Here is a 25,640-nt window from a genome sequence, read left to right as displayed (position 1 = left end):
TAAAAATACTTATGAAACTACCCCCAGGACCGAAAACTGCTTGGTTAATACCTCTGCAATTCAATGCCGACCCCTTTGGCTATATGGATGCTATTTCCAAACGTTATGGTGATATAGTTACTTTAATGTCGGGTACTACACCAACAGTTTATGTCAGTAATCCTTTAGGAATAAAGGAGATTTTTACAAATACCAAAGAAATTTCAGCTAGTGGCAAATTAAACCGGGGTTTCGCCTTGATGACGGGAAAACAAGGAGTGCTTCAACTTGATGGTATACGCCACAAACATCGCCGCAAGCTTTTAATGCCTGCTTTTCACGGTGCGCGGATGCAAGCCCACGGAGAGCGAATTTGTGACCTTACACATAAGGTTATGCAACAGCAAGCAATCGGTAAACCTTTCATTGGCTATCCAACAATGGAAGATATCACTCTACGAGTGAGCATAGAAGTTGTGATGGGATGGTCAGAAGGAGAACGCTACAACAGACTCAAGCAACTGCTTTCTAGGGCTTTGAAACAGATGTTATCTCCATCGCTCAAAATTGCTCAAAATCTACCTTTTGGGAGACGAGATTTAGGTCGATGGAGTCCCCAAGGATACTTGCTTTACCTGCGGCGAGAACTTTTTGATTTGCTTTACACCGAAGTCCAAGAGCGTCGTCAGCAAACACAGGATTTAGGCACGGATATTCTCTCTGAACTAGTATTAGCTATTGATGAAGCAGGTAATCTGTTAACGGATGAGGAAATACGAGACTTATTAATCTCACCTCTTTTTGCAGCCCAGGATGCTTCATCAACAGCACTTGCTTGGTCTTTATACTGGATTCATCATTTACCTGATGTTCGCGATCGCCTGTTAAAAGAAATCGATAGTCTTGGTGAAAACCCAGACCCCATGAGCATTTTTGCACTACCGTACTTAAGTGCTGTTTGCAACGAAATTTTACGAATTTACCCTACGCAATTGTTTACGTTTCCCAGGTTGGTAGAATCGACCGTCAAGGTGATGGGCTATGAGTTGAACCCTGGTACAATACTTATTGGTAATATTTACTCAACACATCAGCATGAAGATTTGTACTCAGAGCCAAAAGAATTTCAGCCAGAGCGCTTTTTGAAAAAACAATATTCTTCCTACGAATTTCTACCTTTTGGTGGTGGTTCTCGCGTGTGTATTGGCGGAACTTTTGCCTTGTTTGAAATGAAACTCGTCTTAGCAACTATTCTTTCACATTATGAATTAGAGCTAGTCAGTAATCGCCCAGAACGCCCTAAATTTGGAGGTCTAATTTCTTACCCTGCTAGCGGTGTGAAGATGATTGTGCGTGCTATGCGTCAACATCAAGGACAGTCACAACCATCGGTTGTCGGCTCAGTTTAACTAATAAAGTTAGTTTTCTGTTTAATTAATTTCCTAGTATGAAAATAATACATACTTATGAAACTCAACTTCAAGATTGTCGTTTTTGTTCCTTAGTTTCTAAAGCTAACAAAGAAGACCCAATTGGTACAGCAGGTACTTGCGATTATTGGTTAATTATGGAAATTCCACAACCTTGGCCGCAAGAAATTTTTCAAGAAAATCCTACTATCAAATCATTGGTGGGTTTATTCCAAGAGTTAGTTTCTCAGCATGGGGTTAAGTTAAAACCGATACTAATTGCTCCCGACCGCGAGTATTCTAATCCCGGTTTTACCCGTGTCTTTTACTACTATCGTCCTGCAAAGCTATTTTCTCGATTTGAAAAGCAGGAATTTATTGTTCCAGAGAACAAAGTTGTTGCTCTAGTAACGGCAATATTCAAAAAGTTAATGCAACAACCCAATGATTTACCCGAATTTACACAATATCAACAACAAACCAGTCACATTCGCGAACTCATGGTTTGTACTCATACTCAAGTAGACCTTGCTTGTGGCAGATTTGGAACTCCTTTATATAGACAATTACGTAAAGAATATGCTCCTGCTTCTAATGGTAAATTAAGAATATGGCAAACAACTCACTTTGGTGGACATCAGTTTGCTCCTACATTAATTGATTTACCCCAAGGATGCTTATGGGGACATCTCTCGCGGGATGTATTGGATTTACTAGTACACCGAAATGGTTCAGTCTCAGGTTTACGTGAATACTACCGAGGTTGGACTGGTTTAAGCGAATTTGAGCAAATTGCCGAACGCGAAATTTGGATGGAGTTTGGCTGGAGTTGGCTTAACTACTTGAAAGTAGGCAAGGTACTTGCAATGGAAGAAGTCGCTGAAGGTCAGAAGGCTGACTGGGCAGAAGTACGGATTGATTTTGAGAAGACCGATGGTAGTAAAACAGGTGCTTATGAAGCCAAAGTTGAAGTTTGTGGTGAGGTTATAAGTGCATTTAACTCAGCAAAATATTTGGAATTAGAAGCAGTCAAGCAGTATCGCGTTAGTTGTTTAAACATGATTAAATAAACAGCATAAAAGCATTTTACTTTTCATCAAAAAATCTACCCGATCTAGTTGATTGATAATATTCACCCTAGTGTTAATGCCACATATAAAGTAATAATGTCTACAGCGCAGCAATCCCAACTTACAAATGAAATTCTCAATGGTAATCTTGTTACAATCATGTTCAAGTTATCAATTCCTGGCATCATAGGGATGCTGCTTGTTGGTTTAAACAGTTTCCTGGATGCATTATTTGCTGGTCAATTAATTGGACAAAATGCTTTAGCGGGTATTTCACTTGCACTGCCACTGACATCTATTGTAACTGGATGTGCCGTATCGATTGGGGTAGGCTCTGCTTCTGTTATGAGTAGAGCAATTGGTTCAGGAGATATAGAAACTGAGTCTCAAATTATAGGTAATTTAACAGTAATAAGTATAATCATTTCATTTTTCATTGCTGTAATAGGATATATATTTGGGAATGAATTAATTGCATTCATGGGTGGAGATGGAGAAGTAGCTAAATATGGAGTTGGCTATCTTAAAACATATATAATTGGTTCGATATTTTTCATTCCAGCAGTAGCTTCTAATACGCTTGTCAAATCTGAAGCTAAAATCAGACTTGCAACTGTCTTTTCTTTTATATTTGTAACGACTAACTTCTTTTTAAATATAATATTTGTTAAATTTCTAAACTTTGGTATTCAAGGTATAGCATTAGCGACTAATTTAGCAGCTTTAGCTCATTTTATTGTGAATTTTGCATATTTTATTTTTTATAGTAGAAGTTCAATTACGTCCAATTCTAGAAAGATTAATTTTGGGTTAGATTTAGTATCACCAATCTTATCCGTTGGTGCATCGGTCATGCTCATGCAATTAACGGGGATAATTCAGCAGATAATAATTTTTAAATCTATTGCTGACTACGGAACAGATAGTGACATTGCGTTTGCAGGAGCTACAGTCAGACTATATTTTTTGGTCATTACTCCTTTAAATGGTCTTGTGCAAGCACTACAGCCTGTAATTGGTATAAGTTACGGAGCAAGAAACTATAGAAGACTTAAAAAAGCTTACTTCATTTTTTGTCTTACCGGAACTATATTATTCATTCTGATTTGGCTGACTTTACAAGTGTCTCCAACATTCTTTCTTCGCTGGGTCATACCAAATTTGGATATTACTACAAATAACTCATTCAATTTTAGATTAATTACTTTTACACTTATTACGGCTCCTTTTTTGTCATGCAGCCTCACTTTATTTCAGTCCATAGGTAATGCAAAAATTGCCGCAGGTTTCATAATTTTTAAACAGATAGTTTTGTTTATTCCATTACTGTTATTATTAACTATGATGATTGGTGTCAATGGAGTTTATTATAGTTTTACTATTACAGAAATATTATCTAGCTTAATCATTGGGAGTTTTACATTGATAGAATTTATCAAAATAGAAAAAGTAATTAAAAAAGTATAATTTGGTAATGCATCAATAATTAAAAATAAAAAATTAAAATGAGGCTTATTATGGCAACAATGGGAAAATACTGCAAAGCTTATCCTTTAAATAGGCTACGGAAATTTCATCAATGGAACGAGTACAGTGAAAATACCAGAAAAAAGGTTATCGATACAGATGAAGTTGAGATAAATCGTGAGTTAACTGATGATGACTTTCTTTATCTTCAAGAAAACTATGTAGTTACAGATGGAATTTTCAAAGACGAAAATATAATCTTTGATAATATAACTCCCGAATGGTTAGATTTTTGCAAAAATACGCTTTTATTTGAGGTTCCAGTTTATGAACCTGTGAAGGTAGAAGTATCTGGGATTCAAGACAATGGTGATTCGTAAATATTTAACTCGAAAAACACTTATAAATAAGGAAGTTGCATTATGAATGAGCTTGTACAAAGATTATCACAAAGCGAACACCTCGTTGAAGCCAGCTTGCGACCTTCAGCAACAGCCACTGCACTAATAGAGGTTATGTTCATATTAAATTTACACAGACAAAGAGAGGTGCTGATTTAGGTGTAAAGCTTGATAAAGAACTAAGCTGCTACGCATTTAATTTGTATAGTACTAGCGGGCTGTCCGGCCCGCACTACAAAAACTTGATATTTTTGCTTTATACAATTTAGCTGCACATCAGCTTATCAAGTTTGAACGAAGCTGACTTTGATAATCAAGAAGGTCATGCCTATTTAGTTCGATATCTAACATTAAATTACGTAAAAGTTCGATGTATTGCTGACATTAACCTTGAAAGGTCAAGGACACCTCGAACCAATAGAAGCGTGAAGTTTATTTATGTTAGTGCAAAGTTTACCTAGCCCCTCGGGCTAAAGTAATGAGTGATGAGTAATAAGTAATAAGTAAAGCTCTTTATGGTACAAAGCCTTCTCATTCATGAAGAAAAGAAAAATACACCGTCAATTATTGAAGGCTCTTGTATTACTCATTACTTGTTAATAAATTTTGCTGACCATTATTATTAATTGACTGGAGAAACAAATGCATCAAGAAGAAAAAGAAGACACGACAATTTACAAAGTTGTAGTTAATCATGAAGAACAGTATTCCATCTGGCCATTTGAGCGTGATAATCCGCTTGGTTGGAAAGATACTGGAAAAAATGGACTCAAACAAGAATGTTTAGATTACATAAAAGAAGTCTGGACTGATATGAGACCGCTAAGTCTCCGAAAAAAAATGGAGGAAACAGCATCTAGCACTTAGGTTTCCCGTATTTTTTACTAACACTCACAAGCCTCAATTTTAAGAAACACAGGGAGTAGGGAGTAGGGAACACAGAACAGGGAATCATGGGGGGTATTTGTTTCATTCCTAGCTAGGGGATTTAATAATTTTTATCTTTAACCTGTTCCCTGTTCCCTACCCGTACTAAAAGACTTTTACACCTAACGCTGCGCTACATAAACAGCAAACCTAGCATTATGTAACGGTTGCTCCAATTAGAAATTAGATGCTACGTCGAGACATCGGTTTTGTGTTTGAATGCAAAATATAAATAAATATAATATGACATGAGTTCGTACAATACCTACAGTACGCTGCGCTAGCTACTAATATTGCTTAATTAAAGAATGCATCATTTAATCCTATTTATTGAGAATATTTATCATATCTTGAGAAGATAAACCAACCACTTCAGAAAGTTCTTCTAAACCGTAAAAATGGGGCAGGCTTATTATCGATTTCAAAGCCTGCCCATATATGAGACTCCTAAAATACTTTACGAGATTCTAAATGAGCCTCAATATCCTTCTTGGTACGCCAGATAGGACGTAATTTTTTCTCAGCAAAAAGTTGTAACTGGTCAACAGAATGGGGCGAGCCAGGTTGAGATGAATTACCATAACTCATAAGCGCCATTGCTTGCAGGGGTTTAGAAAACTCAATAGCAGCAACATAAGAATCGCCCGCGACAGGTTGAAATCTACCATTTTCTGAGGGAGCAAAGTTGACGACGCGGAAAATCCCTAAGTCTCCATCGCCACCATTACCTGGTAAATCCACATTCCCATATTTCAACCGGAAAACTTCTCCCCAAGCAACATCTAATTTTCCATAAACTTTTTGTACCTTTGTTGCTGCTGCTTCCAATAATGCTACTGCACTTTCAGGATTAGCTAATCCATCGGGTGTAGTGCGTGGTGACTCTTCCGTCCAAGGTTGACTAAAAGTCTTATCGAAATCTAGTTCTTCTGCCCAGTAAGCAAACAATACCGCTCCCTGACTATCTGCATTCGCTTGTTTATCCCACTTTTCTAAGACTTTTACTGCAAGTTGTCCCAATTCACCACCATATTTCCGCGCTGCTGGAATTAAATCATCTAGAATCCGGTCTGCAAATTCCATACGTGTAGAATGCTTGTATTTAACCATTTCATCAAAGGTAATTTTTTCATCTTCAGCTAACATTGAAGCGGAACTTTGCGCTCGGAAATCCATGAAATTTGGTGCCATATAAGACGGATATTTATCTGGTTTGATAGCGACTGGAAAAGTTGTTGTCCAAGGTGGGTCATTGGCATTTTGTAACCAACCACTCGGAGGGTCAATAATCCGAGGTAAATCCTCATAAGGATGAGTTTTAGTCCATAAAGTTTTTGATGTGTTCCCAGGAATAATACCTTGCCAATACTGAAAATCCCCTTGCTCGCGTACTGGAACTTGTCCGTTAAATAAGTGCATAATATGCCCTTGTCGGTCGGCATACATCACTGTAAACATTGGTAACTGCAAACGTTGGAGTGCTTTTTCAAACTCTGCCAAATTTTGCGATCGCGCCATGTCCCACCACTGTTCCAACACTCCTGGTCGATCGACACCGACAACACGCAGTGCAGTAGCTTTACCATCTTTTTCTGACACAACAGGTCCATGAATAGAACTTTTGACCACTAATGGTTCTTCCCGTAATGTCCCGTCTTGTTGTTTTACTTGCAAAGAAACAGTTTTGGTATCAAAGGGACGAACTTTACCATCAAAACGATAGCCATCACCAGCTAATTCTAGTTGATAAGCATCCCACCCATCATGAGTGTTAACGGTATGAGTCCAACCCAAATTATCGTTGAAAGCAATATTTAAAACAGGAATCCCCACAAGGGATGCTCCATAAGCATCAATTCCCGGTGCAGTAATTTGAGCTTCATACCATAAGTACAAATCCGACCAGGGAAGATGAGGATTTGCCAGCAGCATAGCATTACCAGATGCCGAACGAGAAGGTGCGATCGCCCAGCCATTAGAACCAGCTTTTGATTCCGAACTACTCACACCCGCAACTTGTTCTGGACTAACTACAAATGTAAAGTTGAGTACTCTTTGTAGATGAGCGAGGATGTCTTCTCCTTTAACTGGTAGAACAACTTCAACCTCATCATCAATTGCATTCGGATTTTCTTTGACGTAAGTATTGATACCCTCTGCAAAAGCATCTAAATAACTACGGAAAGATGCATCTTGTGCTTCATACCAAACGCTAGCGCGTTCGGGTACTCCCATTGTCAACATCCAACGGTCAGAGTCTATATAGTCCTCTCCCCAGTATTGGGCTGCACGTCCTCTTGCTTGTCCGTAGAGACGCAGTAATAAATTACCGTGGCTTTGCATTTGCGCCCATCCAAAAGCACGGAATGCACTTATAGCATCCTGACCATAAATATGCGGTATCCCATAGGTATCCCACAATATTTCAGTACTAGGAACCTGAGTTCCTAGAGTTTGGCATCCTAAAATTAATGCAAACAATAGGCTGAGTGTAAATGGTAAAATTCTATTAAGATTTCTTTTAAAAACCTTAAGTATTTCGGATTTACTCCCAGAAGATAAAAGGTAAGCGATAGTAATTAACTGCTGCATAGTTAATAAACACTATGTAAGGTAATTGATGATATTTTCCAAAAAATATCTGTTATGTAGCACATTCATTCAAACATTATTGAGCAGATAGTGATGAATAAGGGATTATAGCCTGCTCGTTAGTGACAACTTGCGTTATGTCGCAAAATTTTTCAATAAAAAAGGCTGATTTGTAAACCTGCCTTGAGTGAGAAAATATCAGTCGAAACTTTTGTTCAAGCGATACTTTCACTTGTACCCTAAAAAATAATAACAGGAATTCTTCTCAAATACTTTTAATTCTTATTTATATTAATGCTGTTCACGTTAACGAAGTGTGCCCCGAAAGGGGCATAGTATCGTGGCTAAAACCCCGTGATTTTAATCCGAGGATGAAAGCTAATCGCAGGTTTTAAACTGCTTATAGAAAAATCTAGCATTTCTTCTACTGACTTAGAACAACAAAATGTTTTAAAAGAGCGAAGCGTGCCGTTAGGTATTGTAAGCGTGCTAAGTAATATCTTTACTATTTTCATCTTCCCTAGTAAGATAAATCCTTCTAAGTAAGCTTCGAGTTTCCGGACTTAACCCCTGAATATATCGCATTTTTTCTGTTATGTAGATTCACCCTTAAAATCTATATACTTTATTTTAGGTAAATGTGTAAATAATTTTGTTTGATTACTTATCTGCCAAAATACCGTTTAACTATGAAAACCCAAGCCCAGGCTGCCGAAGCATTGGTATCTTCTCAAGCACCCATTCTTTCAGTACAAGGTTTGGGTCGAAAAATCGATAAATATTGGATTTGGCGTAACTTAAATTTTGAAGTATTTTCGGGTGAAAAAGTCGCTGTCTTGGGTGCTTCTGGTTCGGGTAAAAGTTTACTTTTACGAACTTTAGCTGGACTTGACCGACTACAAGCAGGTCAAATTATCTTTGAGGGAAAAAGTATTGATGCTTGGTATTTACCTAAATATCGTTCCCAAATTATTTACCTCCATCAGCGTCCGGCTTTATGGTTCGGAACTGTAGAGTTAAATTTACAACAAGTTTATCATCTTAAAGCTAACCACCATAAGGCTTATAATCGCGCTACAATTCTAGATTATTTACAAATTTTACATAAAAAAGATGACTTTTTAAAGCGTCCGGTAAGTGCTATTTCTGGGGGTGAAGCTCAAATAGTCGCTTTTTTACGAGCATTGCAACTCACACCCAAGGTCTTATTGCTTGATGAACCTACCGCATCAGTTAGATAGTGAAACTACCCGCAGTTTGGAATTATTGGTGGCAGCTTGGCAAGCCCAAGACCAACAAAGAGCATATCTTTGGACAAGCCACGACTCAACCCAGTTACAGCGAATTACCAACCGTCAAATTAGTTTGCAGGAATAGGATTGATGGATAAGTATATTTCCATTAGTTACGCTCAACTGGCTTTAGCGACATTATTTATAATCATCAATGTTTGTCTTTCTCTAGGTTTACGATTTGGACTAACCCAGAGTTTGGTAATAGCATCGTTGCGAATGGTGGTACAACTATTGCTCGTAGGTTATGTATTGCAGTGGGTGTTTACCCTGCGTAACCCATTATTGGTATTACTTGTAGCCATTGCCATGACGACCATCGCATCCCTGTCAAGTGTTAACCGTACCCGCAGACGATTTTCTAGTATTTACTGGAACAATTTTATCTGTCTGTTGAGCGCTTCATTTTTAGTTACGGGATTAACGGTAAATGGAATTATTCGCGTTGAACCTTGGTACGACCCGCAATATTTAATTCCTTTATTAGGTATGGTTTTAGGTAATGCGCTGACGGGTACATCTTTAGCGTTAGATAAATTTATGGAAGATTTGAGTAGTAAGCGCGAGCAAATCGAAGCCTTGTTAACGTTAGGGGCTACTCGTTGGGAAGCAGCACACGAAACATTAAAAGAAGCACTGCGAACTGGGATGATTCCCACTATTAATTCCATGATGGTGATGGGATTAGTCAGTTTACCGGGAATGATGACTGGTCAAATATTGGCTGGTGCTAGTCCCACTGATGCCGTGCGCTACCAGATTCTAATTATTTTTACACAAGCTTCCGGAACGGCTTTGGCTACCATAGGAGTGTTGATTTTAGCGTTTTTTGCCGTGTTTAGCCGACAGCATCAGTTGAGTGGGAATTTAATCAGTAATTCGTAACTATGTTCTTATTTGTTACAAATGGAACTGAAGCTGCACAAAAATGAATCCCAGAAGCTAACTGTAAACCAGATTTTATTTGTCATTTGGCAGAAATTGCTGTTTTCTGCGACGGTTCAGTTCACGATAATTCCGAACAAAGAAAGCGAGACACAATTGAACGAGATAGAGATATAGTACCAGCTATACCGTTCTAACCCTGCGACATGATGAAAATTGGCAAGAAAGGTTGGAGTATTTAGCTTCCTTGTAAATTTTGGAGTAAGTATGATGCGTCGTTTTATAATTAGTCTCAAAACAGTTTTGAGCAACACAACTTTACTGGTTGTTAAATTATTTTAAAACCAATAAGCCTAAAAAATTATAGAAAATAAAAGTTAACGTCTGGCGGGGTGGTCCTATGAATCATCAACAAAAATAATTTCCCGTAGCAAATATTTTGTACCCGAACATTTTTTGATCGCTTCCTCAACTCGAACGGAAGGTATTAAAAAGCTCACAGTCTTTGTGTAAGCAAAATTTGGCGCATGAGTTAATCCGAAAAACGAGCTTGCTGAAAGTGTCTTGAGAGCAGATTTTCTACATGGCAATTTTTGCTCTAACTCAACACTCAACGTTTGCGCTATTGCATAAGCCAGCAATGGTGGAACGCTATTACCTATAGCTTTATGTGCCGCAAGCTTACTCGTCCCGAAATCGAACCAGTCTGGAAAACTATGTAACCTCGCTGCTTCGCGAACTGTTATAACTCTCGCTTGTTCGTAGTGAATTGGACGAGAGGAAGTTCTGTTTCCACTTCCAGCACGTAGGGTAGGAGAGAAACCGTTTTTGGAAAGTCGATAAGCCCAAGTCGTCGGTTCTTTCTTCCCAGGTTTGGTATCGGCATATTTTTGTTGGGTGGCTACCGTATGCACAGTTGCTTTACAACCAGTGATAATATCTTTTTGTGAGCTAGATGAATTAGGGAAAATTTTCTCTAGGTATTGGGCATATTCTCCCTTTTCTCTCCATTGAGAATTCCACTCCCAGGTGTCTGTTTGAGGATTGATTGGGATATGGCTAAGATCAGAAATTGCATCCCCCACACTGAACCTTCTATTGCTTTGGTACGGTGCATCAATCTCGCCAAACTTCGACCCCACCCAAATTGCTCGTTGTCGTTTTTGGGGTACACCGTAATGTGATGCTGTGAGCAACCATTTCGATAGAATGTAGTGTTCTTCAATGAGGGCGATCGCATTACCTGTAATGCTCTCAAACTTTTTCGACTCGATGGCAGGAACATTTTCCATCACGAACATTAATGGATTTAGTTCTACCACTAAATTGATAAATTTGATTACTAACTGACTGCGAGCATCATTAACATCTTGTTTACCAGCAACAGAAAACCCTTGACAGGGAGGACCACCAATAATGAGGGCAATTTCTCCATCCCAATCTGGATATTTATTTTGAATAATTTCTCTAATTTCTACGGCTGAAATATCGCCAATATCTCGACATAAAATTAATGTATTAGGGAAATTAATGCGATATAGTTCTAATACTTTGGGATTATTATCTATGGCAACTGCGACTTCAAACCCAGCAGACTGAAAACCCAAGTCCAAACCGCCAACTCCACAAAATAAACTTACTACCAACTTCTTGCTTTTTGATAACATTTTAATGAAAAAAGATAGATTTAGTTCTTATACATATATTATAGAATAAATTCGTAGCCATGTTAATATCATTAGTTATTTTTATTTATTCAAACTATTCTAATTTCTCATCAAAACTTGATTAATAGCTTCTAATCTTCGCCGTTGATCTAAAGCAATACAATTCCATCTCCATCGTTCCGACCACATTGAATATTGTTGTAATTTTGCAGTGTAGTAAGTATTTTGAGAATTAGCACAAATTGAAAATAAACCGACTCGCGAATTACCTGCTTCAAGTTCTCCATTACTTTTACGAAAAGCCTCAACTCTTGCCCATAAAATAGCTTCTTTACTCTTTAACCCTTTCTTCAAAGCGTCAGCGTATCTTTTAGGAAAAGCATCAGATACGCGAGGGGATGCCTGATTCCACTGGTCTAAATTATTGATAAATGCTTCGATATTTTGTTCGGGATTTATACCAGCGATTTGAAGTTTGTTTGCTAATCTAGGAATACGGCTTTTGGTTCTTTTTAAACATAAAGCATCTGCATTTTCTAAATTTGTGCCACCTCTACCTTGGTCGCTACACCACCCCCGATTACCGATTCTATTTCCGGGGTCAAGATGATAGTAGTATAATGAAGTCTTCTTTCCATCGATTGTACAGTTTCCTTCAGCTGCACAAATTGCTAATACACCTATAGAATAATTATTAGCAAATAAATCGTTTAACTTCCTAGTATATGAATTGTTAATTTCTGAGATATTTTCTACGCCATCAGAAACAAACTTAATTGCTGGTTTACTTAGTGCAAAGCTTGTAATTAACAATAGTAATAGGATATTGAGTAAATCCCATTTGTATCCTAATTGAAGTGAATGTTTCATTGTTTCATTGTAATTACGAATGCTTTTATATACTCGCAAATAACTATTCATGTAAATAAACATAATAGTAGTAGCAAAGTACTAAGAAACAGGAATAGCTGTTTTACAATTAGTGGAAAACTACACCATAAATGCAAAGTTTTTTGAAGAATATTTGGTCGCCAAGGTGCTTTCGCTTTCATCTTTCCACCGTGAATTAGCCAGTGAGCAAAGAGGCAAAGTGGGAGTACATCTTTACCTAATTCCTCATGTCCTAAATGCCGATAGCCAACCCCTGTATGATGTATGTTGTATTTACCGTATTTATTACGGGCATATTTTCCTATTCTTATCCAAGGAAACATCGAACATCTATTGCCAGATTGTTTTAGCCAGTGGTAATGCTTACTTCTCCAAGCATCGGATTTAATGTACGAATAATAATCGCTTGAAGAAAGATATTTTTTTGTTTTCATGGATAGTTTTTCTCCTATTAAAAGTTAAAAAATTAAGTTTTTTGCTTGGATAAAAGTTGTTGAAAATATGAAATTGTTATCCGCTTGATAATCTATGTCTTGTTGTAAATAATTCATAAACTCTTGATGCCCTTTCGATGTACGTCCTACCGGGCATCCAGCACTCGCATTATCAACAAACTTTTGGTCGCTTCCGCTATGTTGATTTGCTCCAATTATTGAATATTCCTTTTTATCTCCTTTATCAACTTTGCTATTGCGATTGAAATCCCGGATTATATTGACTGGTGCAACTTGAACTAATGCAATCTCACGACCTTTGTGTTTTCCAATGCGCCAAGCTTTATACTGTCCCGGTACTTTTATTTGCGCTGCACCCGAGGCATTCATAGGTTTTTCTGTATAATAATTACCCGGTTCAATAGATGCTTCCCAAGCTCCAACTAATCGAGGAGTAGGGTTTACTTCAACTAAAAACCGGGAATCATTGAATTTGTTGGGTGCATTGTTATTCCTAACACCTGATGGAAACATACCTTGGACGTAAAACACGTTGTAACGGCGTTCCCCAGTTCGGATTTCCCATTTTTGTTTGCGTGCGTAATCTAAAAGTGCAACAGCTATTTTATCCGCTTCTTTCGGTTGATTTAGGTTTGTCGAAAAACTAATACCAATAATGCGATTTAGCTGAAGTTTACTTTCGACCCACTGGTTAATTCCGGGATGAATTATAGCGATCGCCATTACTAAAGACAATCCAAAACAGCAAATACGCCCTCTTACCTGAGATAATCTAAATTTACGACATGCTTCCTCAGATGCCTTAATTTCTTGGTATTGAATTTCTACTGGGAGGTGTTTTAATAATTCGGACGCTCGAAATGACATAAAGCATTCTTGTTGTAAGCATCTAATAGTGTTCGGCAATTTGATGATTCATCTAATTTCTGAATATTCTTTGGGAGTAAGGGTTCAAAGCGAGTCAAATTTTTTATATCCGAACGAATATCAGTAGTAAGCGTTGCAATGTAAGGTCGGACATTTGGAATTAAAGCAAACGAAGCATATCCAGGACGAGCCATATCAAGGGCAAACACAATAAACACAGTACTGGTAATTAGAAAACTTGACGTAGGAATCCTCACCCAACTCATGTTCTACTTGCTCCCTACAGATTGATATCCACCATCCCCAGTCCAAGTAGTCAAAGGTAAGATAGTTGTCTGTTTTTGCTGTTTAACATCGACAGGTGATTGCTGCCAATTATTAGATTCAACAGTTTGTAGTCGTACAGCCTTATCTAAACTATCTCCCGCACCTGTAGCAACTTGACCAAATCCATTCCAAACACCGTTAGCGACAGGCTTACCAGCATTAACAACGCCATGACCGAATCGGACTGCTGTTGATGTATTTTGCGGTAATTGTCGAGGATTGCGAGTTGCAATTAGTCCTCCTAAAAAGAATTGAGTAACCCAGGAGCCAACAACTAAAGTACCGATACTCATGCTCCAAAAGGCAAATGAACGCCAAGGTTTAAAAGGGTTGGTATGATTGGCAACAGTACCCAAAGTCCCAATTGCAGCACCTGCTCCATTTTCCATTGCTGGGGTTACGCCACGGCTGCATTTTTGACCCCAATTGTAAGCACCCCTAGCGTAGCGTCCGGCATTATAGGCGCGATTATGCCACTGATTGTTACGAGAATATCGGTCGTCATAGTTGTCATCAAATTCTTCATAATGTGTATCTACCACGTTGGTATCTAATTGATGGCTTGAAGCCAATTGTGGTAAATCTCTTCGGTACACTTGTTTTCTAGTCATTGTTACTCCTAATTAATCAATTAAAGTATCGCAATTGTATTATTAGCTCTCTCGTTAACGGTTCATGTTTTATCTCCATCGCAACCCCAAACATCTTCCTGCTCAATTAGTTTTTGGCGAAACTGTTCGGTATCCGTTGGTATAGATGAACCTTCTTCTGCCAAAGGTTTTTTCGCACTCACCGGAAGATATAAATACTGAGGACAGTATTTTTGAACTAGTTGGACGTAGTTGTATTTATCTTTTCCGTCAAGTCGAGTTGCGGGTGCGCCTTGCATCCAAGCCGGAATTTCTATTCTTGTTCTTTCTCTTTCTCCCCCATCTGGGCGAATCAAATAAGCCCAACCAGCACATCGTTTATTACCTTCTACCTTAGTGTCAGTAATAGCTTGAGCATAGAGCCACACTATGGCATCCTTAATAGTTTGCGATTTACCAGCGAGAGCTTTTGCACCACCTAACATAGCCTGAGTATCCCCGTGACTGGCAAAGGAAACGGACATATTAGCCTGCCGTAAAAATTGCACTACTGCTTCCCAGAATTTAGGCATTACGGTAGAGTCAATAGCATCGATTTCGCTCGAATAATTCGACATTTCGTCAAGCGATAAATGCAGGTGATAATCTTCAAATGGTTCGTACTCCTTCGTCTCATCGCCAGCTTCTGCGATTCTCCAAAAAGCAATGCGAGTAAATTCTCGTATAGCATTAGTTGCTTCGACAAAGTTGTAACCGCGTCCAAAAACCTTAATACCTTTCCACTGTTGACCTTTGGCAAAAGGATTAACCATCCAAACCAAATGACCAAGTTTGATATGTTCGGCAATTAAATAACCTAGTTTTGAGGTTTTACCGCTGCCTTTTTCCTTACCAACAATCCCCACCGTGTTTTCGTAAATTAATGATTTAACTTCGGCATATTTCTCTTCTGAGCTACTATGCGGGTTCAATCCATTTGCAGCATTATAATCATTAGATATTGAAGCATCAATATCACTTGTTTGGTAGAAATTTGCAACTTCCTGTAGTGGGAATTTTTTAGCTTTTGCACAAACACTCTGCTGTTGGATTTGGTTGGATATTTGGGTACTTGCCGGTGGTTCTTGATTGTTTTGTAATGGCGGCATTGCTTGAGCATTATTAACTAATTGAACTGCATTCGGGACAACGTTTTGACCCGCAGCTAATAAAAGTCTCTGTTTGGTACTCTGCTTTTTATCAGCTAATTCCCAAAACACTAAACTTGATGTCCCCAATACTGCAATGACAGCACCACCAAATCGTAGAAATGACTTTGCTGGTTCTGGCATTTCTATTTCTACCGTTTGCTGTTGAGTAGAATATGGTGTTGCTGATTGTTGAATTGTGTTACTGCTAAAACTGCTAGCAAACATCCAACTTCCTAATAGCAGAGGTATAGGTGCAAATACTAATTTACTGGGCATTTTTACCCCCTTTCAGTTTTGGTGAGGGTTTATCTTCTAATGGCTCTTGCTCAATTGATCGAGTAGTGGGGGTTGTTTCTGGTTTATCTTGCTGATAATCAGATATCTGTGCATCCTCCGAACTTGCTTTATTCCCAAACCAATCAGTCTTCTCAAGCTCGGATGCAACCGGACTTAATCCCTTTACACGCAAAGCTTCTAACATAGCGGCTTTTACTTCTTCTAAGCGAAGTCGCGTATTTTGGGCAATTGTAACCAAATTGAACCGCTGTGTTGTTTCCCTCCTGCTATTAGAGATAATATTGAGCTTAACCAAACCACTGGCAGCTAATTCCGCTGAGTCAATCGGAATAGTTACCCAAGAACCCGTGCTAGGGTCAACGTATTTAAGTTCTGCTTCTTTTCCTGATGCTCCAAGATTAATCCGTTTTAGTGCTTCAATTTCAGAACCGTGATTAATTACTTCCTCGTGTTGGTTGTAAGCCGGATTTTGGGGATTGTTTTGGCTGGCAATCATGCGATTACTATATCTTGCGCTCGCTTCCAACACCACAGCTTGTAATAAACCAGGATTACTTACTAAGCCTGAGCTATAATCATTGCGAGTCAAATATTCCCGAAAGTTGCTATCAGCTGCATCTAAATTTTGAGACTTTTGCAAAAGTTCGGAATAAGCTTCTTGGGATGGGGAAATTTCTGTAGAACGTTGACCAGAAAGAGTTGTTGCGATCGCATTAATAACAACCAAAATTACTGTTGCAACAAAAATTGACATCAACCAGGGATTAGTTAGTAAAGAATCTAAACTTCCTGACTTAATAATATTGATTAGTCCGGATGTTGCAGCACTTTGAGCTACTTGTCCATGAGGATTTGGCACCCAAACGTCATCAAAATCTTCTTTACTAAGTTGATTGTTTTGATGATTCGATTGTTGATCTTGAATTTGCATGGTTGCTCAAAACCTCCTTTCTATAATGCCTTAAGATAAGTGCTGCAATAAGTCCTCCCAAAATAGTCCCGCCAATCCCACCAAGCATAATTTTGAAGAAAACTGGTTTTGGTGGAGAGGTAACACATACAGTAATTGTTGCAACGGTACAAGTTGTAGTTATTGCCGCAGTCGTTGCAAGAAATCCCCCTTCAGTCATAAAATCGGTAATAATTCGACGCTCATTAACTACAGCTTTATTGATTGTCGGCGCGATTGCTTGTACGGTTGCGGTTACTAATTTAGGTGCAGCTTCAATTACTTCTTCGACGACGGGGATGTTGATGTAATCGTTTCCTGTGTTGAAGGTAGGGCTGCTTTTTGAGATGCCGCTAATCTCGGATGTTCCTCCTCCCCCCAATTCACCGATGTCCCCAAAAAATTTTGCTCAAATTGAGTTTCGATAGTGTCAAAAGCTTTATCAAAACCAGCAACTGTTTGATTTTGATTTATGGATGATTCTTCTGTTCCATTCATAATTAAATCTTGGGTTTGGCGTAAAAAAGCTTCTCTAAACAATGCGTAACCAACCTGAGATATCGATTGGGATTTCAAAAGCAGCTGATAAAGGTCATAGTGATAGCTCCCTGAATTTAATTCTTTTGGTGAACTACCGATACGTTGCTTGAAAAATTCATCTAAGTTAAACCTTTCACCTAAAGCTTTTTGTTGAGTTTGGGCTTCTCGCTGTAGCTGTTGTAGCTCTAATAATCCTTGCTCTATGGTTATTTCTTGATTTTTACACGCTCCAATAAACTCTTGAATTTTCTGTTTATCGTTTGGTGTAACTGCGTTTTTGATAATTTCAATTTTTAATACCTGGCAGATTGATTTGAGTTGCTCTAATGGAATCTCAAGCTGCTGAGCCACCAAAGTTAAATTGATCATCTTCAATTTCCTCCTCTAATTTATCAACTAAAATCTGCACTAAAAAGTGAGCTTTTTCTTCTGCTGTTAAGAATTCCGTAACAAATTGACGCAAACTCATACGGCGTACTGAGGCAATATACTTTTTCAAGCCACCCATACCCAGAACACAACCGATGTAAGCGTTTTGCTGTACGCGCAGAAATTTGTAGGCAACATAAAAATCAGCTAAGGCTTCTAACTCATCACAACTAAAGTAAGTTGCTTTTTTCGGTGGTGTAAGTCCAGCCCACAAGCACCAGTTCTTAACTGTTTGAAGGCTAACTTTACACCGTTTCGCTAATGAACTCTGGGTATAAAGTCGCTGAATATTTTTCATGCCTTCTTCATCCCAATTCGTTTTCAACTACTAGTGACGTGCAACTTTAATTCAAGTTTAGTTGAATTGCAGTTGCGCTACATTTATGATACTTACTATTAAAACGTAAGCTACTTTATTAGAAGGAATATCCCTGTAAATTTCGGGTAATTTAGATGCTAAAAAAATAACCCCAATTAGATTTTTTTGATTGGAATTATAAAGTGTTATCTGAAATTTTTATAGCCCTTTGAAACTGGAATAATATGTGTAAACAGCGTAGTAATATTCCCAGCGTATGATGATAAGATTTACCATAAAACCATCCTTCCACCGTACTCTCGCTGTAACCAGTTAACTTACATAAGGTCATAATAGAAGCTTTCATATAACCCGTTGGACTGCGTTCTCCAGGGTATGGTGCTTCTACATCTGGGTGAATTACGGGAATCCATATTCTACACCATTCATGAGGTGACATTGGTTCTAATATTGCCAAAAATATCTGTTGGTTATTTGGTTGGCTTTTTGTTTCATTTAAGATAAATTTTGCTAACCAACGCGGAATATTAAGAGTTTGATTGGGTTTCATAGAACAAGGAAAGGCAGGTTGTTAAATCTCATAAAGGATAGGGAGTTTCTTAACGAAACTCCCACGGATAGACAAACTTTACACAGCTTTTAATTCTTTCTTTTTACGGTTTGATTCACAGACAGCATTCATCCAATTCTGTATCGCTATAATTTCAGATTCACCGTTAACCACGGCTCTGACTACGTTCTTATCATAAGAATCAGCAGTGTACTTAGGATGAGCAGACAGAGGTGAAGCCCAAGCAAGACACATAGTCTTTACCAATTCATCAACCTTGCTGCTATCAAGCTGACTGGGACGGTCAATATCGTGCGATCGCAGCCACTTCTTGATTAATTCAACTGGATAATCAAGTAGGGTACGAATTTGTTTTACTCGCAAGTCTTGAGTGTCTGCAATTATTACTGGTTCTGTTATCTGTGGTGGTGATTCTTCAACTGTCGCTAACCAGGACTTTAATTCCAAAGCCAATTCTTTGCCAGGATTAAGAAAAGTTTTATCGGTAACAGCAGGACAGCGACTTTTACTAATGGCCAAAATGTGGGTATAGTCTAGCTCTCCGGCGACATCAAATTCATATTCTACGCCGCTTGCTTGTATTGGTGATGTGCCTACTTTTTTAGGACTATAAGAAGATTTAGCGTTCTTTTGATTCTCCTCTATCAGCCACTCGGTTTTGCTTCGCATTGTCGCTATGATGTGACATTTTGACCCAATCATGGCATCAATTAATTTACGCTCTAAGGGGCGGACTTTTGCCCATCCGTCGAATCTACCACCTGCTAACTCTAGTTCACGTTCACCACGCATGAGTTAACAAGTCGATAATTATGATGTCATATCCCATCTCTTCAGCTTGGCGAATTGCTTCTATGTATTTTGCTGGGTGGTGATTTGTAAGTTCGCAGGTATCAAAATTAAATAAATCGGCGTACTTACTTGCACTACCTCTTTCTGTGTCAATTAAAGCAATGCGATTACCAAGATTAGAAGCGATGGATAGTGCTGAGTATGTCTTTCCAGAACCGGATGCTCCGCTTAAAGCAAGCCTTATTTTTAAGTTCGATTTTGTTGCTTTCTTGAACATTGTTATTACGCTTCAAAAGCTTAATTGTTGATTTCAAAAAATGGAAACTCGTCCTACAGAACCCACAGAGGCGATTGTTTCACCGTTTATGTGATTCCCTGTTCTTTATTGTTTTAGTACAGAGAACAAAGCCTTACTTTTATGAAGCGGTTTGTACTTTCTCAATCGTTCCCATTCTTCGCTAATCAATTCGTCGAAGGGTTTATCTAATAATTCTTCGCAATTTCCGTTGTTTGTATCCGGGGTAGATGTAATTTGTGTGGCTTCTATTGGAGAAACTTCTACCATCCACAAAGACCATACTGCGTCAGATATGGAATTACACGGCACTTGCAGCTGATGTTGAGATGATGCTCTTACTACCCACCATTTACCGTCAGTGCAACCAACTTCGCCTAGCTTCACCGAGTTGTAGTAAATACCTGAGTCGTGCAAGTCAAATCCAAACTTTTTGCATTCAGTAGCAATCTGCGCCATCTGTTCGTTATCAGTATTAACTGGCTCTACTTCTTGCTGTTGTTTCGGTAATGTTCCTTTTTTGTAATGCCAGATGATGTAGTCGTAGCACTTCATCCAAGTGTTTGCTCGGTGAATTTCTACGTCATTTATTACTACTACCCAGCGTTGCGTTACAAAATCGCTATGGTCATGGGTAATGTTAGCGATTAATTTGTCGTCAACGTGGATTTCATGGTCGTAAAATGATATCTCAACTGTTTTAAAAATCTCCGACCTTACACCCTTGTGTTGTTCTTCTAAAAAACTCTTGAGTTCTGCTTGTGAAGCAGCTTGTTTCGTGATAGCTTCATCATCCGAGCAATTTAACTTTGAAATGGGAAATGCTTGCAATGACCTAGCTGTGTACGCCATAATAATATTCTCCTCTAAAGGGGGAAGAAAGGCGAATCGCACTAGTTTGGCAGACGAGGCGATCGCCTTTTGTTTTCTATCATAGAAATAATGTAATTCATATGCGTCGCAAAAGCAATAGCTGTGTCGCAAAATTACTTTTTGTAAAATGAGGAATTATAATTCAGTAAAAGCATTGCAACGCAAGACATAGAGGAATATGAAGCTTGATACGCAAATAAACTTTCGCACTAGTAGCGAAATCAAAGAAGAAATAGAAAATATTGCCAAAAGTAAAGGTGTAAGACCATCACAGCTCCTTAACGAAATAGTGGCGGATTTTGTTAAGCGGCAAGAAAATACAAAGTCGGAAAAACCAGACCTTGATAAAGTCTATGAACTACTTTCTCGGCAAGGACAACGGCTTGAGCTATTAGAGAGGCAGCAGCAAGAAATGGCAAAAAAATCAGCAGCCTGAGAGAAGAGAATCAATCTCTCAGGCAACAACGTGACCGTGTTTTACAAATCATGAAAGAAAGCCCGCCTCCGTCAAACGACAAGGCGGGTTAAATTTTATTATCCTATTAGTAACGCATTGCATTGCTTTGCGTTACAATCAAGTTTATAGCAAAAGAATAAATATCAAGCGTATAAATTCTGCAACGAGGATAAGAACCCCGTGGCAGATTTAACGTCAACAAAAAGTTTTTTGAGATGGCATAAGCTCATTTGCCACAATCTTGCTATGTCTCAAGATAGGAGAATATATGTCTAAGCTCGATGTGACTAAGTACGATGGAGTATTGGTTGTTGACTCTCGGTTGATTGCTCAAGAACTAGGAATCAAACATAAAAATTTTTTGGCAACTTTAAATAAGTATATTGATGAGATAGAAGAAGATTGGGGACAGGTCGCGTTTGAAACGGAGACTGTCACAAATTCAGTTGGGGCAAGTAATTATCTAAAATATGCTCTTTTAAACGAACAGCAAGCAACGTTGTTAATGACCTACAGTCGAAACACCGATCCAGTCAGAAGATGTAAACGCCAACTGGTTAAAGCGTTTGATAAAGCAAAGGTAATTCAAGGTATAGAATTAGATTTGAGAATTGTGGAGATAGAAAGTAATTTGGAAAAAGCGCTGAGTGCAATAAACTCATTAAGCTCTATTAACGCTCAACTTCAATCCCAGATACAAAATTTACTCCCAGCTTCAAAAGTAAACTATATTCCACCAGGATGGGATGCCGAACTATGGAACAAACTGCCTCCACAAGATAAACGTCACTTCCGTTTTCTGCATCGTCACCGTGGTTTTAGACCTGATTACCGTAGCAAGGTGCCTTTACAAGAACTCACAGAGCAATTCAAACAGAAGCAGAAAGACGAATTAAAAACTGCTGTGGTCGAGGTATCACCTGAAGAAAAACAGAGACTCGAAGCCTTGCGGCTTGAAGCTTTAAAGCTATTAAGGGAAGAAGGAGATGTCTAGTGACTAGTTTTACTTCCGCAACATTGGGAGAAATTAATCCCCCAATCAACATCCTCAAAGAGTTTCTTGCCACATTCAACCGCCGTCAGAAGTGCAAGGCTGCAATACTGTCGTGGCTTGATGGAAAGCACTATTACGGCAACTCTTGGATCAGAATTACTTTTGAAAATCTGGCTGATATTTTGGGCTACTGTCGAGAAACAATCAGCAAACACATGAAGGAGTTGATATTTGATGGACTTGTAGAAGATAAACCATCTCATCGTTTCCCTAAAGATACCGCATCGGAATATAGATTAAATCTGCAAAATATTTCAGAAACCATAGAGTTTAATCGATGCGAAATAATTGACACAAACCCGCTAAATATTTCAGGTGAATGTGCGAATAATCCGCCAACATCTAAAACTTACTTAAAGTTTTCTGAAAACAATAACACTGCTGCTGAGGAAGATAAAGTTGATGAACCAGAAGAAGAAACCCAAATACCTCGCTACGATGAGAAATTGGAAGAAAGTGACTCGAATCAAAACACAGACTCGGGTGCTGATAAATTTCCCCCATCGCAAGTCAAAGTCATTACAACTTCAGAAAAGCCTGTGAAGCCAGAGATAAAAGAAGTTTGTGCTGAGTTGAAGCGATTACGAATCAATCCAGACCCTTGCTTGGGAGTAATTAAGAAGTATTGGGATAATGTGAATAGTGCGATCGCCCGAGTTAAAGAGGCAATTCATGAAGGGTGGTGCGATAATCCTACGGGTTTGTTTATAGCTACTTGCAAAAATGGGGAGAAGCCGAAAAATACCGTTACGGATGATGTAAGTGTTTGGTTTGAATGGGCTAGAAGAGAAAGAATAGTAATTGCGATGTCTCAAGGAATGGTTTATACACCAGATGGGGAGGCTGTGGAAATCAAGGAGATGATGCAGCGATGTCCGAAGAAGGATTAGCCAACCTATAAGAAAGTTGAGATCAAGCAAATATTTTGATGTTAACAGCCTAGGAGTAGTCCGTCGTAGACAATGAATATTACCTTCGGCTTTACTAAAATAATCTTTGTTTCCATTTTCATAGGCGATCGCACTCAAATTAAATTGAAGTTCCCCCAAACAAAAAAAGCTCACTCTTTACCAGAGGGATTTTCAAGCTTTTTTGATATGCCGTCTTGCGGCGGCACGCAGTGCTATCGCTCTTACTAGGTACAAACGGCTTTAATCTACTATCCTATATCACCATTTTTACACTTTATTAAATCGACGTTCCTTACTCCTGAGTAGATTTTTTTCTAATTACCGAAAAAATGAGCTAATCGGTAACAGGTAAGCAATATTTGCAAAATGTAAACTTTTGTAAAGATTAGCAGCTTTTGCGTAAAAGTCTCAAGTGCGGGAAGATACCAGAGTAGAGATTCTCTCATGCGTAACCAGAAGTACTAATGAGCAACGATTTTCACGAGAGAGATAGCGCTCTCAACCTGCAATTACAGCAGCTTGTGGAGGAGGTAAAGCAATTTTCGGCTACTGATGATAGTCCAATCATCAGAGCCAAACGACGGATAGCTTTAAATCGACTGGTTAATGCTATTCAGTTTTCTGGACGATTGAGTAAGCAAGCTAAGTGGTTGGGATTACCTAATTATCAAGATTATTATAATGAGGCTTTACAGAAAACTTTGATAGAAATTTGTGAAAAAATTAACCAATATAATCCACAATATCCTGTGATGGCATGGGTAAATCAAATTTTTAAGTGGCGATTTGAGGATGTAGTTATAAAGGAAAAGAAAAAAGGACTGACTCAGGTTCCTAAAAATCAAGAAATGTCTGCTGTTTTATCTTTAGATAATCTTCAAGAAGAATTAATTATTGAGGATAATATATCTGATGAAGAACAGCTGAAGCAAATAATAGAAGTTGATACAGAAAATTATTTGACGAATGAAATAATTCAGGGGCATCCCCAAGCTAGTTTAAAAGCAATTTTACTATTATTATTAGCAGGAAAGAAATGGAAGGAAATATCTGAAGAACTAGGTATTCCTATGACGACAGTTTCTAGTTTTTATCAGCGTCGGGTGCGTAAAATAGTTGCTTATATTAAGAAATATATATAGAGGATTGTTAACCTAGTGGTCAAATCCAGGAGATTTTATGAATAGTATAACGAATACCCTTACTTTCACTGTTCCTTTGTCTTTTGAAGCTCATTCTCTTGCTCAAAAATACCGTCAAGGTATTTCTAATCAAGCAAAAGCTGAACAGGTTTATCTTAATACTTTGGCTGTGTATGCAGTAGATAATTATCTACGTTGTATGGGGTTTGAAACTGATTGGGAACACAGTTATAGCCGTGATAATGTAGCCATGAGAATCATGGATGTGGCTGATTTGACAGTCAAAAGTATTGGCAAATTAGAATGTCGTCCTGTTTTAGCAGATGCTGGTATTTTACAAATTCCACCAGAGGTTTGGGAAGATAGAGTTGGTTATGTGGCTGTGCAATTAAACCCTGCTTTAAAGTCAGCAAATATTTTAGGTTTTACACGTCATGCTGTGGCTGAAGTTCCTCTAAATAAGTTGCAATCTTTGTCAGATTTTTTGCTTTATTTGAGTGAATTGGAAGTAGTTGAATCTCAGCAGGAAGAAAAATTATCAAGTATTGTGAAAGTAGGACAATGGTTAGAGGGATTAGTTGATAGTGGTTGGGAAAATATTGATCAACTTTTAAAGCCTCAACAATTGGGATTGGCTTTTAAAAAAGAGATGAGTGTGACGCGGGGACAAGCAATTGATTTGGGGATGCAAATCGATAAACTTTCCCTTGCTTTGGTGGTTAAAATTACCTCAGAACCTCATAGCGAAGAAGTTGATATTTTAATTCAAGTTCATCCGATGGGAGAAATTACTTTACCAGAAGGGGTGAAGTTAATTATTAGTGATGAATCAGGAGAAACTGTTTTGGAAGCTACATCAAGAGATGAGGATAATTGGATTCAAAGGGAATTTAGTGCTGAGTTGCGAGAAAAGTTCAAGATAACCATTACTTTTGGTGATTCGATGTTGACTAAAGATTTTGAAGTGTAATTTAATAATTCCAGATTGAATACAAACCTATT

General features: G+C 38.3%; 29 protein-coding genes. 14 read left to right on the top strand and 15 right to left on the bottom strand.

Annotated features, from left to right (window positions below):
- The first annotated feature begins 11 nt into the window (after positions 1-11).
- The 5 genes from IQ247_RS10895 to IQ247_RS10870 all read left to right on the top strand — a co-directional run bounded on the left by IQ247_RS10895 (position 12) and on the right by IQ247_RS10870 (position 5,193).
- A complete protein-coding gene (locus IQ247_RS10895) occupies positions 12-1,388 on the top strand; it encodes a cytochrome P450 (protein ID WP_193919789.1) in 1,377 nt (458 codons plus the stop codon).
- A gap of 38 nt (positions 1,389-1,426) precedes the next feature.
- Complete coding sequence (locus IQ247_RS10890) at positions 1,427-2,458, top strand: ferredoxin family protein (RefSeq protein WP_193919788.1); 1,032 nt, start codon at positions 1,427-1,429, stop codon at positions 2,456-2,458.
- A 96-nt stretch (positions 2,459-2,554) separates the two neighbouring features.
- A complete protein-coding gene (locus IQ247_RS10885) occupies positions 2,555-3,925 on the top strand; it encodes an MATE family efflux transporter (protein ID WP_193919787.1) in 1,371 nt (456 codons plus the stop codon).
- Positions 3,926-3,975: 50 nt separating this feature from the next.
- Positions 3,976-4,305: a hypothetical protein gene (locus tag IQ247_RS10880; RefSeq protein ID WP_193919785.1), complete on the top strand. Its 330-nt coding sequence runs from the start codon at positions 3,976-3,978 to the stop codon at positions 4,303-4,305.
- 663 nt (positions 4,306-4,968) lie between these two features.
- Positions 4,969-5,193, top strand: a complete 225-nt coding sequence (locus tag IQ247_RS10870) for an MbtH family protein (RefSeq protein WP_193919783.1) — start codon at positions 4,969-4,971, stop codon at positions 5,191-5,193.
- A 507-nt stretch (positions 5,194-5,700) separates the two neighbouring features.
- Here IQ247_RS10870 and IQ247_RS10865 read toward each other — a convergent pair.
- Complete coding sequence (locus tag IQ247_RS10865) at positions 5,701-7,845, bottom strand: acylase (RefSeq protein WP_193919774.1); 2,145 nt, start codon at positions 7,843-7,845, stop codon at positions 5,701-5,703.
- A 689-nt stretch (positions 7,846-8,534) separates the two neighbouring features.
- Between IQ247_RS10865 and IQ247_RS10860 the strand changes: the two genes are divergently transcribed.
- From IQ247_RS10860 to IQ247_RS10855, 3 genes are read left to right on the top strand one after another with little or no spacing between them, the layout of a single operon-like run.
- The gene (locus IQ247_RS10860) at positions 8,535-9,086 is read left to right on the top strand and encodes an ABC transporter ATP-binding protein (protein ID WP_228059647.1); all 552 of its coding nucleotides are present in this window, start codon (positions 8,535-8,537) and stop codon (positions 9,084-9,086) included.
- The gene (locus IQ247_RS32510; RefSeq protein ID WP_228059646.1) at positions 9,061-9,222 is read left to right on the top strand and encodes a hypothetical protein; all 162 of its coding nucleotides are present in this window, start codon (positions 9,061-9,063) and stop codon (positions 9,220-9,222) included. Before IQ247_RS10860 ends, IQ247_RS32510 begins: the two co-directional genes overlap by 26 nt.
- Before the next feature lie 5 nt (positions 9,223-9,227).
- Entirely contained in the window at positions 9,228-10,022 is a 795-nt protein-coding gene (locus IQ247_RS10855) for an ABC transporter permease (RefSeq protein ID WP_228059645.1), read from the top strand.
- A gap of 398 nt (positions 10,023-10,420) precedes the next feature.
- Here the strand turns inward: IQ247_RS10855 and IQ247_RS10850 are convergent, their stop codons facing one another.
- From IQ247_RS10850 to IQ247_RS10815, 8 genes are all read right to left on the bottom strand, one after another.
- Complete coding sequence (locus IQ247_RS10850) at positions 10,421-11,689, bottom strand: DNA cytosine methyltransferase (RefSeq protein ID WP_193919770.1); 1,269 nt, start codon at positions 11,687-11,689, stop codon at positions 10,421-10,423.
- A gap of 99 nt (positions 11,690-11,788) precedes the next feature.
- Positions 11,789-12,559 carry a hypothetical protein gene (locus tag IQ247_RS10845; RefSeq protein ID WP_193919768.1) on the bottom strand — a complete coding sequence of 257 codons (771 nt, stop codon included), beginning with the start codon at positions 12,557-12,559 and terminating at the stop codon, positions 11,789-11,791.
- A gap of 47 nt (positions 12,560-12,606) precedes the next feature.
- Complete coding sequence (locus tag IQ247_RS10840) at positions 12,607-12,903, bottom strand: general secretion pathway protein GspF (protein WP_193919798.1); 297 nt, start codon at positions 12,901-12,903, stop codon at positions 12,607-12,609.
- 135 nt (positions 12,904-13,038) lie between these two features.
- Positions 13,039-13,902, bottom strand: a complete 864-nt coding sequence (locus IQ247_RS10835) for a hypothetical protein (protein WP_193919766.1) — start codon at positions 13,900-13,902, stop codon at positions 13,039-13,041.
- Positions 13,875-14,168: a hypothetical protein gene (locus IQ247_RS10830; protein ID WP_193919764.1), complete on the bottom strand. Its 294-nt coding sequence runs from the start codon at positions 14,166-14,168 to the stop codon at positions 13,875-13,877. The genes IQ247_RS10835 and IQ247_RS10830 overlap by 28 nt, the downstream gene beginning before the upstream one ends.
- Positions 14,169-14,171: 3 nt before the next feature.
- Positions 14,172-14,840, bottom strand: a complete 669-nt coding sequence (locus IQ247_RS10825; protein ID WP_193919762.1) for a hypothetical protein — start codon at positions 14,838-14,840, stop codon at positions 14,172-14,174.
- Between the two features lie 62 nt (positions 14,841-14,902).
- A complete protein-coding gene (locus IQ247_RS10820) occupies positions 14,903-16,285 on the bottom strand; it encodes a hypothetical protein (RefSeq protein ID WP_193919760.1) in 1,383 nt (460 codons plus the stop codon).
- On the bottom strand, positions 16,275-17,237 hold the full coding sequence (locus IQ247_RS10815) for a hypothetical protein (RefSeq protein ID WP_193919758.1): 963 nt from the start codon (positions 17,235-17,237) through the stop codon (positions 16,275-16,277). Before IQ247_RS10815 ends, IQ247_RS10820 begins: the two co-directional genes overlap by 11 nt.
- Before the next feature lie 92 nt (positions 17,238-17,329).
- Here IQ247_RS10815 and IQ247_RS10810 point away from each other — a divergent pair, with 92 nt between their 5' ends.
- Positions 17,330-17,566: a hypothetical protein gene (locus tag IQ247_RS10810; RefSeq protein ID WP_193919756.1), complete on the top strand. Its 237-nt coding sequence runs from the start codon at positions 17,330-17,332 to the stop codon at positions 17,564-17,566.
- Here the strand turns inward: IQ247_RS10810 and IQ247_RS10805 are convergent.
- From IQ247_RS10805 to IQ247_RS10780, 6 genes are all read right to left on the bottom strand, one after another.
- Positions 17,535-18,164 carry a hypothetical protein gene (locus tag IQ247_RS10805; RefSeq protein ID WP_228059644.1) on the bottom strand — a complete coding sequence of 210 codons (630 nt, stop codon included), beginning with the start codon at positions 18,162-18,164 and terminating at the stop codon, positions 17,535-17,537. The genes IQ247_RS10810 and IQ247_RS10805 overlap by 32 nt on opposite strands.
- A complete protein-coding gene (locus IQ247_RS10800; protein ID WP_193919754.1) occupies positions 18,130-18,522 on the bottom strand; it encodes a hypothetical protein in 393 nt (130 codons plus the stop codon). Before IQ247_RS10800 ends, IQ247_RS10805 begins: the two co-directional genes overlap by 35 nt.
- A 196-nt stretch (positions 18,523-18,718) precedes the next feature.
- Complete coding sequence (locus IQ247_RS10795) at positions 18,719-19,093, bottom strand: hypothetical protein (protein ID WP_193919752.1); 375 nt, start codon at positions 19,091-19,093, stop codon at positions 18,719-18,721.
- A gap of 78 nt (positions 19,094-19,171) precedes the next feature.
- Entirely contained in the window at positions 19,172-19,906 is a 735-nt protein-coding gene (locus tag IQ247_RS10790) for an AAA family ATPase (RefSeq protein WP_193919750.1), read from the bottom strand.
- Positions 19,896-20,183: an AAA family ATPase gene (locus tag IQ247_RS33105; protein ID WP_193919748.1), complete on the bottom strand. Its 288-nt coding sequence runs from the start codon at positions 20,181-20,183 to the stop codon at positions 19,896-19,898. Before IQ247_RS33105 ends, IQ247_RS10790 begins: the two co-directional genes overlap by 11 nt.
- A gap of 105 nt (positions 20,184-20,288) precedes the next feature.
- A complete protein-coding gene (locus tag IQ247_RS10780) occupies positions 20,289-21,053 on the bottom strand; it encodes a hypothetical protein (protein WP_228059643.1) in 765 nt (254 codons plus the stop codon).
- A gap of 199 nt (positions 21,054-21,252) precedes the next feature.
- On the opposite strand from IQ247_RS10780, the gene IQ247_RS10775 reads away from it, so the two are divergent.
- The 5 genes from IQ247_RS10775 to IQ247_RS10755 all read left to right on the top strand — a co-directional run bounded on the left by IQ247_RS10775 (position 21,253) and on the right by IQ247_RS10755 (position 25,608).
- Complete coding sequence (locus tag IQ247_RS10775; RefSeq protein WP_193919746.1) at positions 21,253-21,510, top strand: hypothetical protein; 258 nt, start codon at positions 21,253-21,255, stop codon at positions 21,508-21,510.
- 289 nt (positions 21,511-21,799) lie between these two features.
- Positions 21,800-22,525, top strand: coding sequence for a Rha family transcriptional regulator (locus IQ247_RS32505; RefSeq protein ID WP_228059642.1), 726 nt, complete (start codon positions 21,800-21,802; stop codon positions 22,523-22,525).
- The gene (locus tag IQ247_RS32500; RefSeq protein ID WP_228059641.1) at positions 22,525-23,475 is read left to right on the top strand and encodes a helix-turn-helix domain-containing protein; all 951 of its coding nucleotides are present in this window, start codon (positions 22,525-22,527) and stop codon (positions 23,473-23,475) included. Before IQ247_RS32505 ends, IQ247_RS32500 begins: the two co-directional genes overlap by 1 nt.
- A 485-nt stretch (positions 23,476-23,960) precedes the next feature.
- Complete coding sequence (locus IQ247_RS10760) at positions 23,961-24,638, top strand: sigma-70 RNA polymerase sigma factor region 4 domain-containing protein (RefSeq protein WP_193919744.1); 678 nt, start codon at positions 23,961-23,963, stop codon at positions 24,636-24,638.
- A 37-nt stretch (positions 24,639-24,675) separates the two neighbouring features.
- Complete coding sequence (locus IQ247_RS10755; RefSeq protein WP_193919742.1) at positions 24,676-25,608, top strand: DUF1822 family protein; 933 nt, start codon at positions 24,676-24,678, stop codon at positions 25,606-25,608.
- Positions 25,609-25,640 lie beyond the last annotated feature (32 nt).

It is taken from the genome of Plectonema cf. radiosum LEGE 06105 (genome assembly GCF_015207665.1).
GTDB lineage: Bacteria > Cyanobacteriota > Cyanobacteriia > Cyanobacteriales > Nostocaceae > Rivularia > Rivularia radiosa_A.
This window is presented reverse-complemented; position numbering and strand designations above follow the sequence as displayed.